This is a genomic window from Streptomyces sp. NPDC001770 (assembly GCF_053596135.1).
The window spans coordinates 63,710-79,104 of sequence record NZ_JBSFFN010000015.1 but is presented as its reverse complement, the minus strand read 5'-3'; the positions used below and the strand labels follow the sequence as shown (position 1 = coordinate 79,104).

Annotated in this window: 13 protein-coding genes; 8 read left to right on the top strand and 5 right to left on the bottom strand. The window is 69.8% G+C overall.

Going from position 1 to position 15,395, the window contains the following annotated elements; all coding sequences use genetic code 11:
* Nucleotides 1-65: 65 nt before the first annotated feature.
* The 4 genes from ACWCSV_RS15915 (at nucleotide 66) to ACWCSV_RS15900 (ending at nucleotide 3,767) form a co-directional block, all read left to right on the top strand.
* Nucleotides 66-866 (top strand): ABC transporter permease, encoded by an 801-nt coding sequence (locus ACWCSV_RS15915; RefSeq protein WP_451142516.1) that lies wholly within the window; start codon nucleotides 66-68, stop codon nucleotides 864-866.
* Nucleotides 867-1,038: 172 nt separating this feature from the next.
* Nucleotides 1,039-1,842 (top strand): ABC transporter permease, encoded by an 804-nt coding sequence (locus ACWCSV_RS15910; RefSeq protein WP_451142666.1) that lies wholly within the window; start codon nucleotides 1,039-1,041, stop codon nucleotides 1,840-1,842.
* 155 nt (nucleotides 1,843-1,997) lie between these two features.
* Nucleotides 1,998-2,987, top strand: coding sequence for an ABC transporter ATP-binding protein (locus tag ACWCSV_RS15905; protein ID WP_451142664.1), 990 nt, complete (start codon nucleotides 1,998-2,000; stop codon nucleotides 2,985-2,987).
* Nucleotides 2,988-3,056: 69 nt separating this feature from the next.
* Nucleotides 3,057-3,767 (top strand): DUF1707 SHOCT-like domain-containing protein, encoded by a 711-nt coding sequence (locus ACWCSV_RS15900; RefSeq protein WP_451142662.1) that lies wholly within the window; start codon nucleotides 3,057-3,059, stop codon nucleotides 3,765-3,767.
* A 63-nt stretch (nucleotides 3,768-3,830) separates the two neighbouring features.
* Here the strand turns inward: ACWCSV_RS15900 and ACWCSV_RS15895 are convergent, their stop codons facing one another.
* The gene (locus ACWCSV_RS15895) at nucleotides 3,831-5,009 is read right to left on the bottom strand and encodes an SGNH/GDSL hydrolase family protein (RefSeq protein WP_451142660.1); all 1,179 of its coding nucleotides are present in this window, start codon (nucleotides 5,007-5,009) and stop codon (nucleotides 3,831-3,833) included.
* A 389-nt stretch (nucleotides 5,010-5,398) separates the two neighbouring features.
* Between ACWCSV_RS15895 and ACWCSV_RS15890 the strand changes: the two genes are divergently transcribed.
* Nucleotides 5,399-6,814 carry a DUF445 domain-containing protein gene (locus ACWCSV_RS15890; protein ID WP_451142514.1) on the top strand — a complete coding sequence of 472 codons (1,416 nt, stop codon included), beginning with the start codon at nucleotides 5,399-5,401 and terminating at the stop codon, nucleotides 6,812-6,814.
* 93 nt (nucleotides 6,815-6,907) lie between these two features.
* On the opposite strand, the gene ACWCSV_RS15885 is transcribed toward ACWCSV_RS15890, so the two are convergent.
* Complete coding sequence (locus ACWCSV_RS15885; RefSeq protein ID WP_451142512.1) at nucleotides 6,908-7,210, bottom strand: hypothetical protein; 303 nt, start codon at nucleotides 7,208-7,210, stop codon at nucleotides 6,908-6,910.
* 222 nt (nucleotides 7,211-7,432) lie between these two features.
* Here ACWCSV_RS15885 and ACWCSV_RS15880 point away from each other — a divergent pair, with 222 nt between their 5' ends.
* Entirely contained in the window at nucleotides 7,433-8,968 is a 1,536-nt protein-coding gene (locus tag ACWCSV_RS15880; protein WP_451142510.1) for an MFS transporter, read from the top strand.
* Entirely contained in the window at nucleotides 8,965-9,681 is a 717-nt protein-coding gene (locus tag ACWCSV_RS15875; RefSeq protein ID WP_451142508.1) for a TetR/AcrR family transcriptional regulator, read from the top strand. The genes ACWCSV_RS15880 and ACWCSV_RS15875 overlap by 4 nt, the downstream gene beginning before the upstream one ends.
* Here ACWCSV_RS15875 and ACWCSV_RS15870 read toward each other — a convergent pair.
* Nucleotides 9,660-10,133, bottom strand: a complete 474-nt coding sequence (locus ACWCSV_RS15870) for a peptidoglycan-binding domain-containing protein (protein ID WP_451142506.1) — start codon at nucleotides 10,131-10,133, stop codon at nucleotides 9,660-9,662. The genes ACWCSV_RS15875 and ACWCSV_RS15870 overlap by 22 nt on opposite strands.
* Nucleotides 10,134-10,492: 359 nt before the next feature.
* Nucleotides 10,493-10,885, bottom strand: coding sequence for a hypothetical protein (locus tag ACWCSV_RS15865; RefSeq protein ID WP_451142504.1), 393 nt, complete (start codon nucleotides 10,883-10,885; stop codon nucleotides 10,493-10,495).
* 180 nt (nucleotides 10,886-11,065) lie between these two features.
* On the opposite strand from ACWCSV_RS15865, the gene ACWCSV_RS15860 reads away from it, so the two are divergent.
* On the top strand, nucleotides 11,066-12,073 hold the full coding sequence (locus ACWCSV_RS15860) for a YDG/SRA domain-containing protein (RefSeq protein ID WP_451142502.1): 1,008 nt from the start codon (nucleotides 11,066-11,068) through the stop codon (nucleotides 12,071-12,073).
* Nucleotides 12,074-12,151: 78 nt separating this feature from the next.
* Here ACWCSV_RS15860 and ACWCSV_RS15855 read toward each other — a convergent pair whose 3' ends face one another.
* Entirely contained in the window at nucleotides 12,152-15,289 is a 3,138-nt protein-coding gene (locus ACWCSV_RS15855; protein ID WP_451142500.1) for a DUF3427 domain-containing protein, read from the bottom strand.
* Between the last annotated feature and the right edge of the window lie 106 nt (nucleotides 15,290-15,395).

The window sequence follows — 15,395 nt, the reverse complement described above, 5'->3', positions numbered from 1 at the left end:
GCGGTCGTCGGGAGCCGGAGAGCTGGGCTACTGTCGGCCGCTTTGGTGCCGGGAGGGGGAGAGACGTGCGGGTCTATGCCGTGGTGGCGGCGGGCGGGTTCCGCCGGCATGCCACGTACCGGATGGCGACGATGGCGGGGATTTTCACGAACACCGTCTTCGGCTTCATCATCGCGTACACCTACACCGCGCTCTGGTCGGAGCGGCCGGACCTCGGTGGCTACGACACCGCGCAGGCGCTGACCTACGTCTGGCTGGGGCAGGCGCTGCTGATGACGTGTTCGCTGATGGGCGGCGGATTCGAGGACGACCTGATGGAGCGCATCCGCACCGGTGACATCGCGATCGACCTCTACCGGCCCGCCGACCTCCAGTGCTGGTATCTGGCCGGGGACCTGGGCCGGGCCGCCTTCAACTTCCTGGGGCGCGGCGTCGTACCGATGACGATCGGCGCGCTCGCCTTCGACCTGGCCCTGCCCGTCTCCCCCTGGACGTGGCCGGCGTTCCTGGTGTCGGTGGTGCTCGGGGTGGTGGTCAGCTTCGCCGTCCGCTTCCTCGTCGCACTGGCCGCGTTCTGGTTGATGGACGGGGCGGGGGTGCTCCAGATCAGCTGGCTGACGGGGCTGTTCTTCTCAGGGATGCTGCTGCCGCTCAACCTGTTCCCGGGGCTGCTGGGCGAGGTCGCGCGGGCCCTGCCGTGGTCGGCGTTCCTCCAGGTACCCGCCGACGTGTTCCTCGGCGAGCGCACCGGGTGGGACCTGGCGGGAGCGTTCGCCTTCCAGGCCGGCTGGGCGCTGGTCCTGCTGATGGCGGGCCGGGTGCTCCAGTCCGTCGCGACGCGGAGAGTGGTGGTGCAGGGTGGCTGACACGGTGCTCGTCCCGGGCGGCGACGGCGGCAGCGGTCGTGCGGACGGGGACAGCGGTACGGACGGGGGCGTGCGTACGGGACGGGCGGCGGGGCCGGGCGCCTCCGCGGGGCCCGGCGCCTGTGACCGGCCCGGCGCCACCGCCCGGCCCGGCCCCGGCGAGCGGTCACCGCTGGTCGAGGGGGTCCGCGCCTACCGGCTCATCGCGGGGATGTGGATCCGCTCGACGATGGCGTATCCGGCGTCGTTCGCGATGACCACGCTCGGCAACTTCCTCGCGACGGTCTTCGACTTCGTCACCATCATGCTGATGTTCGGCCACGTCGACGCGCTGGGCGGCTACTCCCTGCCGGAGATCGCCCTGCTGTACGGGATGGCGGCGACCGCGTTCGGGCTGGCCGACCTGCTGCTGGGGTCCCTGGACCGGATCGGCGCGCGGGTGCGGGACGGCACGTTCGACACGCTGCTGGTGCGCCCCGTGCCGGTGCTGGTGCAGGTGGCGGCCGACCGGTTCGCGCTGCGCCGGGTGGGGCGCATCGTCCAGGGACTGATGGTGCTGGGGTACGCCCTGGCGGCCCTCGACATCGACTGGACCCCGCTGAAGGTGCTGCTGGTGCCGCTGGCGGTGGTGAGCGGCGGGGCGTTCTTCGGGGCCGTCTACGTCGGAGGGTCGGCCGTCCAGTTCTTCGCCCAGGACGCGGCGCAGGTGCAGAACTCCTTCACGTACGGCGGCCAGACCCTGTTGCAGTACCCGCCCTCGGTCTTCGCCCGGGAGCTGGTGCGCGGGGTGACGTTCGTCGTGCCGCTGGCCTTCGTCAGCTGGCTGCCCGCGCTGTACGTACTGGGGCGGGATTACCCGGTGGCGATGCCCCCGTGGGCGGCGTTCCTGTCGCCCCTGGTGGCGGCCGGGTGCGGGCTGCTTGCCGGGACGGCGTGGCGCACGGGGCTGCGGGCGTACCGGAGCACGGGAAGTTGACCGGTGGCCGGGACGGGAGCGGGGGCGGGGTTACGGCGATGGGTTCGGGCGTGGAGACGGGAGCGGGTACGGGCATGGCGCGGGACGCGGGCACGGGTGTGGCAACGGTGGGGACGGCGGCGGGCGAGGCGGTGGCGGAGGACCTACGGGCTCCGGTGGCCGACGACTCGTTCATCGAACTGGACGGGGTGGAGAAGGTCTTCCGGGTGCGCCGCAGGACGGGCTTCCTGCGGGGCGAGCGGCGCGAGGTGCGCGCGGTGGACGGTCTCAGTTTCCGGGTGGCGCGCGGTGAGATGGTCGGGTACATCGGCCCGAACGGTGCGGGCAAGTCGACGACGATCAAGATGCTCACCGGAATCCTGACCCCGAGCGGCGGCCGGCTGCGGGTCGCGGGCGTCGACCCGTCCCGGGAGCGCACCCGGCTGGCGCACCGCATCGGGGTGGTGTTCGGGCAGCGCACCACGCTCTGGTGGGACCTGCCGCTGAAGGATTCGTACCGGCTGATGCACCGCATGTATCGCATCCCGGACGTGCGGTACCGCGAAAACCTAGACCGGTGCGTCGAACTCCTCGATCTGGCTGCCCTGTTGGACAAGCCGGTGCGGCAACTCTCCCTCGGGCAGCGGATGCGCGGCGACATCGCGGCGGCGCTGCTGCACGATCCGGAGGTGCTGTACCTGGACGAGCCGACGATCGGGCTCGACATCATCTCCAAGACCAAGGTGCGGCAGTTCCTCAAGGACCTCAACGAGGAGCGGTCCACCACCGTGCTGCTCACCACCCACGACCTCACCGACATCGAGCAGTTGTGCCGCCGGGTGATGGTGATCGACCACGGCCGGCTGATGTACGACGGCGCGCTCGCCGGGCTGCACGAGGCGGGCGGGAGCGAACGCGTGCTGGTGGTGGACCTGGAGCGCGAACTCCCGCCGATCGCCGTGGAGTCGGAGGGGGCGCTGCGGGCACGGGTACTGAAGACGGAGGGGCCGCGCCAGTGGCTGGCGCTCCCGGCCGGCGCCTCGGTGGCCCCGCTGGTGGCGCGGATCGCGGCGGAGTACCCGCTGAAGGACCTCTCGGTACGGGAGCCCGACATCGAGGACGTGATCGCGCGGATGTATGCGGCGGGGCCGCACCCCGCCGCGTAGCGCCGGGGGCTCTGGTCCGTGGTGCGCGCCGTGCATAGGGTGTGCGTCATGACGAGCGAACTCCCCGACATGCGCGCCTCCGACGCCGAGCGGGAACGGATCGCGGAGATCCTGCGGGACGCCATGGCCGAAGGCCGCCTGGACATGGCGGAGTTCGAGCAGCGGCTCGAGTCGGCCTATACGGCGCGCACCCGGGGCGAGTTGACACCGCTCGTCCGTGACCTTCCGGTCTCCGGAGCGCCGTTGCCGGACGTGGGCGGCGCTGCGGTGACGGCGTGGTCGGAGCGGATCGGTGGGGAGCCGACGTCGACGGGCGGGTTCGCCTTCTGGGGCGGCTTCAGCCGCAAGGGGCGATGGACCGTCGGCCGGACGTTCACCTCGTTCGTGATGTGGGGCGGCGGGGTCGTCGATCTGCGCGAGGCGCGTTTCGCGGAGCGTGAGGTGACGATCCGGTGCGTCGCGATCATGGGCGGGATGGGCGTCACCGTGCCGCCGGACGTCCATGTGCGGGTCAACGGGACCGGTTTCATGGGCGGGTTCGACGAGCGGTCCAAGGATGAGGGCGAACCCGCCCCCGATGCGCCGAGGGTGACCGTCACCGGCTTCGCGCTGATGGGCGGCGTCGGCGTGGAACGCAAGTGGAGCAGGGCGGAGCGCCGCCGCCGCAAGGAGGCCGGGGCGAAGGCGGCGGCGGACACGGTGGGCCGGGCGGAAGCTCCCCGGCCGGTGGGCGGACCGGGTGAGGCGCAGGAGCCCGGAGGCGGCAAGGACGTGCGCTGAGGTGCGTGCGGGTGCCGGTGCGGGCGCTCGTGCCGTTGCCGGGTCAGGTCCGGCCGCGCGAAGCTATCCCTTCGGGGGGCCGGTCAGCAGGCCCAGGTCGATGCTGTCGGCGAGGGACCGGTACCCCGTGTCGTTGAAGTGCAGGTGGTCGCCGCTGTCGTAGTCGGCCCGGATGCGCTGCGGTACGGCGGGGTCGCGGACCACCGCGTCGAAGTCCACGTACCCGTCGAACACCCCTCCGGCCCGGATCTGTTCGTTGACCTCCTGGCGGATGGCCTCGCGGGCGGGCGTGTAGTTGCCGATGCCCTCGAAGGGCGTCAGCGTCACCCCGATCACCCGCAGCCCCCGGGCGTGGCCCTGGGCGGTGAGGCGGCGCAGGGCGTCCACGACCCGCTGCGGGTCCAGGTGGTCGGCGGCGGTCTGGGCGTCGTTGATGCCGAGCGCGACGATCACCGTGCGCACGCCGGCGACGCCCAGCGCGTCGCGTGAGAAACGGGTGGTGCCCGCGATGCCGCCCCGGCCGTCGGAGAGCAGGCGGTTCCCCGAGATGCCCTGGTTGGCCACGCCCCAGCGGCCCTTCAGGCGGTCGGACAGGAGGTCCGGCCAGCGCCGGTTGGCGCCGGGCGTGGAGCCGCTGCCCGCCGTGAGCGAGTCGCCGAACGCCACGACCGTGCCCGAGGCGGTCGTACTGAACACGTCCACGGCCGTCAGATAGCGCCAGTCCTGGACGGGCCAGGTGGTGCGGGCGCGGACCAGGTACGAGGTCTGGAAGGCGGCCGGGTGCTGGGTGATGTGCCCGCCGGTGGTGAGCGTACGGAAGGACACCACCAGGTTCGAGTCGGCCGCGATCCTCGTCCGCACGGGGTCGCTCACGACCCGGCCGCCGGCCGGGACGGCGACCTTCCCCGCGCCCCCGAAGGTCACCGGGCGGGAGTTCACCCGCGCCCGGTCGACCACCAGCGGACCGGTGCCGAAGAGGTTCGAGAGGGTGATGCGCGCCGCCTCGCCGCCGGTACTGCTGTGCACGGAGTTGCGTACGGTCGTGCCCGCCAGGTCGTCCGCCGTGTCCGGGGCGGCGCGCACCGGCGCCCCGGTCCAGGTGGCGACCCACCGGCCGCTCGCGCCGGAGGGCTCGTCGCCGGCCGGGTGCCGGCCGGCCGCCCGCAGCCCGGTGTCGCGGGGGCCGGTGAGCCGTGCCGTGCCGACGGCGAGGGCCGCGGCGAGTACGGCGGTGGCGGTCACGAGGACCAGGAGCAGGACGCGCCTGCGCCGCCGGGCGCCCGGCCCGGCGCTCCCGCCGGGCTCGCGGGGGCCGGGGCCCGGCCCGGCCTGGTCACTGTGGACGACCCTGGACATGTGCGGTACGGCTCCTCCTGCTCGGCCCGGAATCCCGGGGCAACGGTGCGCGACGGGCCGCCGGGAACTGGACGGGCGGCCCGGGAGTAGGACAGTGGGGACAATGCGTACGACGGGGGAAGACGTGTACGTGAACGGGTGGCGCGGTCGTACGGGACCGGGCGCACGGCGGACCGGAGCACGGCAGGAAAGCGAGGCGGGACGCGGTGGATCGTAATGAACCGGGCGCGAGCACGGGGCCGGAACACGACAGAGACCCGGATCCGGACGCTCCGGTGGGTGCCGGTGCTCCCGCGGGCCCGGACACTCCCGCGGGTCCGGACGCCCCGGTCGGTCCGGGCGCTGCGGTGGGCCCGGACACTCCGCCGGGTTCCGACCGTACGGCACGGGCTCCGCGCGGCGCCGGGCGGGCCGCCGCACCTCTGGCCTCGTTCGCGTACACCGCCGCCGACGAGGAGAAGCGGCGCGGGGTGCGCCGGATGAAGACCACCGCGACCGGGCTGCTCCTGCTGGTCGCGCTCGTGTACACGCTCGCCACCTGGGCGAAGAACGCGGGAGTGGGCGGCTGGCCCGGTTACGTCGCCGCCGCGGCCGAGGCGGGCATGGTGGGTGCGCTCGCCGACTGGTTCGCCGTGACCGCCCTCTTCCGCCGGCCGCTCGGCCTGCCCATCCCGCACACCGCGATCATTCCCACGAAGAAGGACCAGCTGGGGGCCTCGCTCGGGTCGTTCGTCGGCGAGAACTTCCTCTCCGCCGACGTGGTCCGCGGCCGGATCCACGCGCTGGGCATCGGCGGGCGGGTCGGCGCCTGGCTCGCGGAGCCGGTGCACGCCGACCGGGTCACCGCCGAGCTGGCGACCGCGTTGCGCGGGGCGCTGACCGTGCTGCGGGACGCCGATGTGCAGGCCATCGTCGGGGAGGCGATCACCCGGCGGGCCGACGCGGTGGAGATCGGCCCCGGGCTCGGGAAGATGCTGGAGAAGGTGGTGGCCGACGGCGGTCACCGCAGGGTCGTGGACCTGGTCTGTGTCCGCGCGCACGACTGGCTGGTCCTGCACGGCGACGCGGTGATGGACGCGGTGCAGGGCGGGGCGCCCGGCTGGACGCCGAGGTTCGTCGACAAGCGCGTGGGGGAGCGGGTCTACAAGGAGCTGCTGCGGTTCGTCACGGAGATGCGGGACATGCCGGGCCACCCGGCCCGCGACTCCATCGACACGTTCCTGGCGGACTTCGCCGCCGACCTCCAGACGGACCGGGACACCCGGGAACGCGTGGAGCGGCTGAAGTCGGAGATCCTGGGGCGCCGCGAGGTGCAGGACGTGATCGCCTCCGCCTGGTCCTCCGTACGTACGATGATCATCACGGCGGCCGAGGACGAGCAGAGCGAACTGCGCCTGCGCGCGCGGGCCTCGCTGATGTCGCTGGGAGCCCGCCTCGCCACGGACGAGCGGCTCCAGGACAAGATCGAGGGCTGGCTGGAGGACGCGGCGGCCTATGTCGTCACCACGTACCGCACCGAGATCACCTCGCTGATCAGCGACACCGTCGCGGGCTGGGACGCCGACCAGACCTCGAAGAAGATCGAGGCCCACATCGGCCGCGACCTCCAGTTCATCCGGATCAACGGCACGGTGGTCGGCGCGCTGGCCGGACTCGCGATCTACACGGTGTCGCGGGCGCTGGGGGGATAGGGCCCCTCGTCCGGATCGAACGCGAGACCCCGGGCGCGGCGGGGGCTCCGGTGCCGGGCGGGTTTCGTGCTCCCGCCCGGCATCCTGCGTCCCTCAGGCCGCGCGGCGGGTGACCGCCCAGGACGCGGCGGCGACCCCGCCGGCCACGGTGAGGACGGCGGGCCAGGCGCCGAGCTTCTTGGCGAGCACGTGCGATCCGGCGAAGGCGGCGACGTACGCCGTGGTCAGGCCGGTGGCGGCGCGGGGGCCTGCCGTCCGGTTCCACTCGTACGCGGCGACCGCCCCGGCCACGGCGAGCGCGGCGCCGCCCAGGGGGCGCTTCCGGGTCCACCGGGCCACCCCGTAACCGCCGACGAGACCGCTCGCCGCCACTGCCGCTGCCGGAATCTTCGCCATGGCAGGCACCTTCGCTTTCGTGTTGTCGTCCGAGCCCCGTCGCGACGCGTCCCGCGTCGGCGTCCGGGGGATTCCGAGGCTAACGCGCCGATACGTGCCCGATCCACGGACCCCGGGGACAGGGGGGTGCACAGGCGTTTACCCTGAAGGTGAACGCCTGTGCACCCACCGGGCGTGCCGCCCTCACCGCCTTCCGGCGCCCTCACCGTTCCCGGAGCACGTATGCCAGCGGACATACCCACCCCGCCCCCGACGCCCGCCCGGCCCACCACCCCCGCGGCCGGCCGGGACGCGGGAACACCGTCGTCCCCGCGCCTGGCCATGGGCATCCTCGCCTTCTGCGGCGTGGTCGTCGCGGTCATGCAGACGCTCGTCGTCCCGCTGCTGCCGCACATCCCGGAACTCACCGGCGCCACTCCGTCCGCCGCGAGCTGGCTCGTCACCATCACCCTGCTGACCGGCGCGGTCTTCACCCCGGTCCTCGGCCGCGTCGGCGACATGTACGGCAAGCGGCGCGTCCTGCTCGCCTCGCTCTGCTCGCTCCTCGCCGGCTCGGTGCTCTGCGCGATCAGCTCCCACATCGGCGTCCTCATCGCGGGCCGCGCGCTCCAGGGCGCGGCGCTCGCCGTCGTCCCGCTGGGCATCAGCATCCTGCGCGACGAACTCCCCCCGGAACGCGTCCTGCCCGCCGTCGCCCTGATGAGCTCCACCCTCGGCATCGGCGCCGCGGTGGGCGTACCGGTCGCCGCGTTCGTCGTCGAGCACTTCGACTGGCACACCATGTTCTGGGTCTCGGGCGCGATCGCCCTGCTCGACCTCGTGCTGGTGCTGCTCTTCGTACCGGAGTCACCGGTGCGCAACCGCGGCCGCTTCGACGCCGTCGGCGGGCTCGGGCTCGCCGCCGTACTCGTCTGCCTGCTGCTCGCCGTCACCCAGGGCGGCGACTGGGGCTGGACCTCCCCGCTCACCCTCGGCCTCCTGGTGGCCGCCGTACTGACCGGGCTGCTCTGGGGCGCGTACGAACTCCGCTCACCGAGCCCGATGGTCGACCTCCGGGTCTCCGCCCGCCCCGCCGTCCTCCATGCCAACCTCGCGGCGCTCCTCATCGGCTTCGCCTTCTACGCGAACTCCCTGGTCACCGGGCAGATGGTCCAGGAGCCGAAGGTCACCGGGTACGGGCTCGGCGCGTCGATCGTCGTCAGCGGGCTCTGCCTGCTGCCCGGCGGGGTCGCGATGGTGCTGCTGTCGCCCGTGTCGGCGCGCATCTCCGCCGCGTACGGGCCGAAGGTCAGCCTGGCGGTGGCCTCGGTGATCATCGCCGTCGGGTACGGGGTCCGCTACTTCACCAGCCACAGCCTCTGGACGATCGTGGCCGGTGCGACCGTGGTCGCGTCGGGCACGGCCATCGCCTACTCCGCGCTCCCCGCCCTCGTGATGCGGGCCGTACCGGTCAGCGAGACGGGCGCCGCGAACGGCCTGAACACCCTGATGCGCTCGGTCGGCCAGGCCTTCTGCAGCGCCGCCGTCGCCGCCGTACTGAGCAACGTGACCTTCCGGGCCGGCGGACTCACCGCGCCGACGCTCCACGCGTACCAGCTGGTCTTCGTGATCGCGGGGGCCGCGGCCCTGCTCGCGCTGCTGGTCACCCTGCTGCTGCCGGGAGCGGGCCGCGCGAAGGCGGGTACGGTCGCAGGGACGAAGAAGCGGGCGGACCGGAAGGCAGGTGCGCCGGCCAGAGCCATCCAGGAGGGCGCATGACCGGCCGGGCCGCAGCGCACGCCGTACCGCCGGGATCGCACGGTTCGCACAGGTCACCAGGGGCGCACGACGTGTCCGGGGCGTCCGATGTGTCCGGGGCGCCGGACTCCGGTACCGGCAGGGCGGCGATCCTGCTGGCGGCCCGGCGGGCCTTCATGCGGAACCCGTACGCCGAGGTCACCATCCGCGGCATCGCGTCCGACGCCGGAGTGAGCCCGTCCCTGGTGATCAAGCACTTCGGCCGCAAGGACGAGCTCTTCGGCGCCGTCGCCGACTTCGGCCCCGAGGCCGACGCGATCTTCGACGCCCCGCTGGACCGGCTGGGCCGGCACATGGTGCTCACCCTCGTCCGCCGCCGCCGGGCCTACGGCACCGACCCGTTCCTGCGGGTGGTCTTCTCGCTCGGCAACCGCGACGAACGCGTCCTGCTGCGCCACCGTTTCCATGAGCAGGTCACCCAGCGGCTGGCCGCCCGGCTCCCCGGACCCGACGGCGCACTGCGCGCCGAACTCGCCGCGGGCCAGCTCATCGGCCTCGGCGCCGCCCTGAGCCTGCACCCCGAGGGGGAAGGCTCCCGCACCACCCCGGAGCGCCTCGCGGACCTCTACGCGCCGGCGCTCCAGGCCCTGCTCACGGGGGCGGGGATGGGGACGGGGACGGGGACGGGTGCGGGTGGGGGTGCGGACCGGGATCAGCCCGGATACGGGTCGTAGCAGTCGGGCACCGGGTAGTACAGCGCCTCCCAGGTCCGGGCACCGATCACGCCGTCCTCCGGCAGCCCGTGGCACCCCTGGATCCACTTGACCTTCGCCTGGGTGGCGGCCCCGAACTTCCCGTCGACGTCCAGCTTCGGCACCAGCCCTCCCCACACGTTGCTCAGGCACTGCGCCTGCTTCACCGCGGCCCCGCTGCTGCCGGCCCGGAGCACCGGCCGGTTCGAGGTCGCGGTGTACGCGCACCCGCCCGGCACGGCGGCCACGGCGGGCGCGGCCGTCTCCGGTGAGGCGGCGGAGGCCCCGGGCGCGACCGCGAGGGCCCCCAACGTCAGCGCGGCGGCCCCCGCGAGGGCGACGACGCGCCGCTTCAGAGGCGTCAGGGGCTCCGGGAGCTTCGGGGGCTCCGGGGAGGAGGGGAGGGGCGAGGCGGCGGTACGGGAGACGGTCATGCCGGAACCTCCGGTTCGGGGTACGCCGGGCTCCCACGGACCGGCCACAACAGCCGCCCCGGTGGAGCACGCGCCGCGATCCGGACCGGACTCCCCACATGGAGCCCCGGCGGTCCGCGGTGCGTCCATCAACGTAACCACAGGTGAGCGCGGCGGGCAGGGCGTGCGGCGGCGCGCCGGGAGGCGCACGGGCCACGCGGGGGCTGTGCGGGGGCCGCGCACGCCGGGCGGGGCGCCGGGGGCGGTGCGGGGACGGGGAGCCAGGGGCGGGGGCGGGGCGGGGCGCGGGGCCGGGGCGGCTCGGGCCACCGGATTCCGGTTACGGCCGCGCTCCCACCTGCCCTCATCCGCTTGCTCTCTCACCAGACGAGGACGCCCCCGCCGACCGCCAGGGCCCGCCGGCATGCATCCTCGACGTTCGCCAGCCGGTCCCCGATGCTCCGTACCGCGTCGGCGAGCGGCACGTCCCTCGCCGTCTCCTCCTCCGCCCTCCGGCCCGCGACGGACACGAGGCTCCCCCGGAGCAGCGCGCATTCGTCCAGCAGCTCGGCCACCTCCTCGGGCTGCGCCACGAGCCACCCCTCCGCGAGCGCGGGGAAGAACCGCGCCCCGAGCTCCCGTACCGCCTCCGACGCCCAGACGCTCGTCCGCCACACCTCCGGCCCTGCCAGGTCCGAACAGTCCTCGGGGGTGTCCAGCACGTGCGACTCGCCGGCGTCGTCCAGCACGAACACGCTCACCATCAGGGTCATGTCGGCAGTGCAGCATGGGGGTCGGGGGCGGGGCCATCGGATTCCCTGCTGAAGGCTTCGCCTGGAGCCTTGTGCTGGTCAGGCGGCCGCAGCGGACAGGGGGATCCGACCGGCTAGCGGTGTGCGTCTCGATGTGTGGAATTCAACTTGCCCCGAGATGGCTCTCGGCAATATGGCTGCATGAAGCAGCAATACAGGCCCGTATTTGGACACGTGGACGGGGTTGAGCCGGGTGCTCTCTTCGCTTCGCGTAAGGAAGTTAAAGCAGTCAAACTGCACAAGGTTGAAGAGGATGGAATCTCCTGGGGTCGGGACAAACACGGGCGAGTTCAGGCAGACGCGATCGTTCTTAACAATGGGTACGAGGATGATGTCGATGCCTGGGACGAGATCACGTACACGGGCGTCGGTGGGCGAACCCGGGACTCGCGGCAGCAGACTTCAGACCAGGACTGGACTAAGCCGGGTAATGCCGGACTTAGTGAGAGCTTTATCGCGGGGCACCCTATTCGTGTTATCAGGGGTAGTTCTGGTGAAAAGGATTACTCACCTCTAAATGGTTATCGCTATGACGGTCTGTATGAGATCGTAAGAAAGTGGGATGAAACCGGCAGGGCGGGCTTTATGATCTGCCGGTTCCTGCTTCGGCGACTTCCGTCTGCCCGACAGGAGGTGATTCCCCTTGAGGATCAACTCCGGGTCATCCTGGCCGACGCCGACCAAGGGCCTGGCGAGAGGCGGGGGCAGGCTGAGGAACGGGTGGAGGGTCCAGTCCGGAGGCGTACGACTACGGTCGAAAGAATCGTTCGCGACAGCGAGGTCGCGCGACGGGTGAAAGCATGGCACGGCTACGCCTGTCAGGTCTGCCGTCTCTCCCTGGCCGTAGGGGAAGGGGGGAAGAGCTACGCAGAGGGCGCGCACATACACGCTCTTGGTGGTCCCGATGGCGGTCCTGACGTTGAGGGAAATGTGCTGTGTCTCTGCCCGAACTGCCATGTCCGGTTTGATCGAGGCGCCCTGTACCTCACCGATGATCTCTCGGTTATAGATCGATTCCCGGCGACCGGAACTCCCCGTAGTGCTCCTCTCTGGCAAGTTCCTGAACATCGCATACGGGAAAGATTCGTCCGTGCACATCGTCGTCGCTGGGGTGTCGAGGATGAAACTGCCGCGGGACGGATTTTCTGAGAATTATCGATATCCTCTAGCGGATCGATTCATCGGTTGGTGGGAATCGATCCGCCAGAGGATAGGCGGGAAGCTCAATTACCCCGCCGCGATCGCCGAATAAGTCAGCACATCGGCAGGAATCTCATGACGCAGTTTCCAAACGATGCCCATGGGCTTGCTGCCGGTGTGTTCGATGTATTCGGCGGGGCCCAGTAGCATCCAGGGCTGCGGTCCACCGATATCAGTCTTCTTGTAGCGGCGCACGAAGAGTAGTACCTGAGTTCCGAGTTCCTTGTGCTTTTGATATCGGATGCCGGTGGGTGATGTTTCCGATGTTTGGTTTTGGGACTCCCAGTGAAATCGGAAGTCATTCAACGCGTAGTCCTTGTAGCGTGTCTCGGGTGAGAAGTCCTTCTCATCCTTCTCTAGAGTGATGAGCAATGCGTCGGTAGCGATGCGCTCGCACCACTTGACGCCTTCGCGGAAGTTTCCGGGCATGAATCCGCCCATTGTCGACTGTCCCAGAGCGGGCAGTATTTCCTCGCGGCTGTACGAGGAGTGAATGGCGAGGGGGAGGCTGCTGTGGGTGCCAAACAGGGGGATCGGAACATGATCAACCCGGTCGAGAACGTGCTCCAATACCTGGCAAACCTCGCTACGGAATGCTGGCTGGTCGCTGAGGGCATCAAATCCCTCCTGGTAGCTTGCAAATCCACCGCCGAGCGGCCACAGGGAGAAGAAAAGCATACGAGCGAACGCCTGCTCCTGCTCTGTCATTTCGGCATATTTAGGCGGGCTTTCGGCGAGCAGCGTCGAGTACGCCTGGGCCCGCAGCGGATCGTCGATGTGGAGGAAGGCGGTGACGCGCTTGAGGAGCGAAGCTTCACCCTCTGGGCCATCTGAGGGCAGCAGGTGAGCTCTACGCAGAAGTCCTGTCCAGGAGTTGCCGTTGCCGCGGTACAACTCCTTGATCTCGCGCCTGCTCTCGCGCAGGTATCCCGCAAGGCGGGGCTCCGCGTACGAAGCCACCTCGCGTGCTAGGTGCGTGACGTTAACAGAGATTTGGTTGCGAATGTTGTCAATGATCAAATCCTTGGCCTTTGACTCCAGGATGATCTGACAACCGGACGGCAGTTGGGGAAAGTCTTGCTCAACGTGGTGCAGAAGCCTGTTGCGTGTCAGGTTAGTTAGTGCCCGGAACTGTTCTTCGAATCGGAACTCCTTGCGGTGTTGGCCGATGAAGTCCAGAACGGTGAGCACCGCCTTGCCCTCAGTTCTGCGCAGGCCTCGGCCTAGCTGTTGCAGGAAGACAGTCGCGCTAGAGGTGGGTCGCAGCAGGAGAAGGGTATCCACATCGGGGATGTCGAGCCCTTCGTTGAAGAGGTCTACGGAGAAGATGATCTGCAGTGAGCCAGAACGCAGCCCATCAAGTGCTCTCTTGCGCTCCTCGCGCGACGTCTCCCCGGAGAGGGCAACTGCGTTGAGGCCTGCCCGCCGGAAGAAGTCGGCCATGAAATGTGCGTGTGAGACCGTCACGCAGAACCCAAGAGCACGCATGCTTCCGGGGTCGGTGACCTTGTCCTTCACTGCCTGAACGACGAGGCGAGCACGGGCTTCGTTGCCGGTGAACAAGTCGCCAAGCGAGCCGCGGTCGTACGCCCCGGCCTTCCATGCGACGGCGGTCATATCGGTATTGTCCGTGATGCCGAAGTAGTGGAAGGGGCTGAGGAGGTTGTTCTCTAGCGCCTCCCAGAGGCGCATCTCCGCCGCGATCCGCCCATCGAAAAAGACGTCCTGGATGGTGAGGCCGTCCATGCGCTCGGGAGTAGCAGTCAAGCCGAGAAGTTCGCTCGGGGTGAAATGATCGAGGATCCGTCGGTAAGTGGGTGACGTGCCGTGGTGGAACTCGTCAATGACGATGACATCGAAGTGGGCCGGGTCTAGTTGGTCAAGCCGCTGTGAAGTGAGTGACTGGACGCTAGCAAAGACATGGGTCCAGTCCTCGGGGATCTCGCCGCTGTAGCAGAGCTCACCGAAGTTGGCGTCAACCAGAACATTTTGGTAGACGCGCAAAGACTGTTCCAAGATCTCCTTACGGTGGGCAACGAACAGAAGGCGAGGGTCGCGCCCTAGCTGTTGACGCAATCGCTTGTAGTCGAGCGCAGCCATGACGGTCTTGCCTGTGCCGGTTGCGGCTACTAGCAGATTGCGGTGCCGATCATGCACGGTGCGTTCTACTTCGAGGCGTTCGAGCATGTCGCGCTGGTGCGGGTAGGCCCGTACTTCCAGCCCCGAGAGCGAGATGGTGTTGCGCGCAGGCTCGGTCGATCCACTGGCGTGCGACAGGGCTTCATCCAGCCGCTGTGCGTCCTCGTCGGGGTTGTACGTTTCGAAGGAGCGCTCGCTCCAGTAGGCGTCAAACGTCGCTTCGAACTTGCGAAGGACGGCCGGGGTGGCGACGGAGGAGAGGCGTACGTTCCATTCGAGGCCGTCGAGTAGCGCCGCCTTGGAGAGGTTTGAGCTGCCGACGTAGGCCGTGTCAAAGCCGCTTTCTCGACGGAACAGCCAGGCTTTCGCGTGGAGGCGTGTGGAGCGCAGTTCGTAGTTGACCTTCACCTCCGCGCCAAAGTCGCGGACCAGTCGATCGAGCGCTCGTCGTTCCGTGGCGCCGATGTAGGTAGTGGTGAGAACACGGATGGGCACCCCACGCTGATGCGCTGTGGTCAGTGCCTGTTCAAGGACACGGAGGCCATGCCACTTCACGAAGGCGCAGAGGAGGTCGACGCGATCCGCGGTGGCGAGCTCGGATCGCAACTCGAAGCCAAGACTGGGGTCTTCGGGTGCATTGGTGATCAGAGCAGTGTCTGACAGAGGCGTAGCAGGGCGGATGGAGTAGACGCCCGGAGCCGTTTGCTCGGCAACTGCAAGCAACTGCCGCGGTCCGTCCGTGACGAGATCGATCCACGGGGCGGCGCCCTCAATGGAGTTGAGTGATTCAAGTATGTGGTTTGCTGCGATGACCTGCTCCGTGGGCGTCAAGCCCTGGAGCACCTGTCGAACCGTCGTGGCGATGTGTCTGGTGAGGACATGCGGTACTGACTCCTGGCCCACCTCCGCTTCAACGGAACGGTGTCCGGAAGCTTCAAGCTCTCCGATGCGCTGCGCTAGGCGTCGAGTGATGAGCGTTTCGTACAACCCCACCACCGGAGCTGCCTCCGAGAAATCCTTGGGCACGGTCGACTTCCCCTGTCTCGTGGCTCACTACCGAAGTAGTTGTATCAAGCAGGGCTGACACGGTCTGAGTGAGCCATGGTTGCCGGAAGAGGCCGCGCGCGGGCGC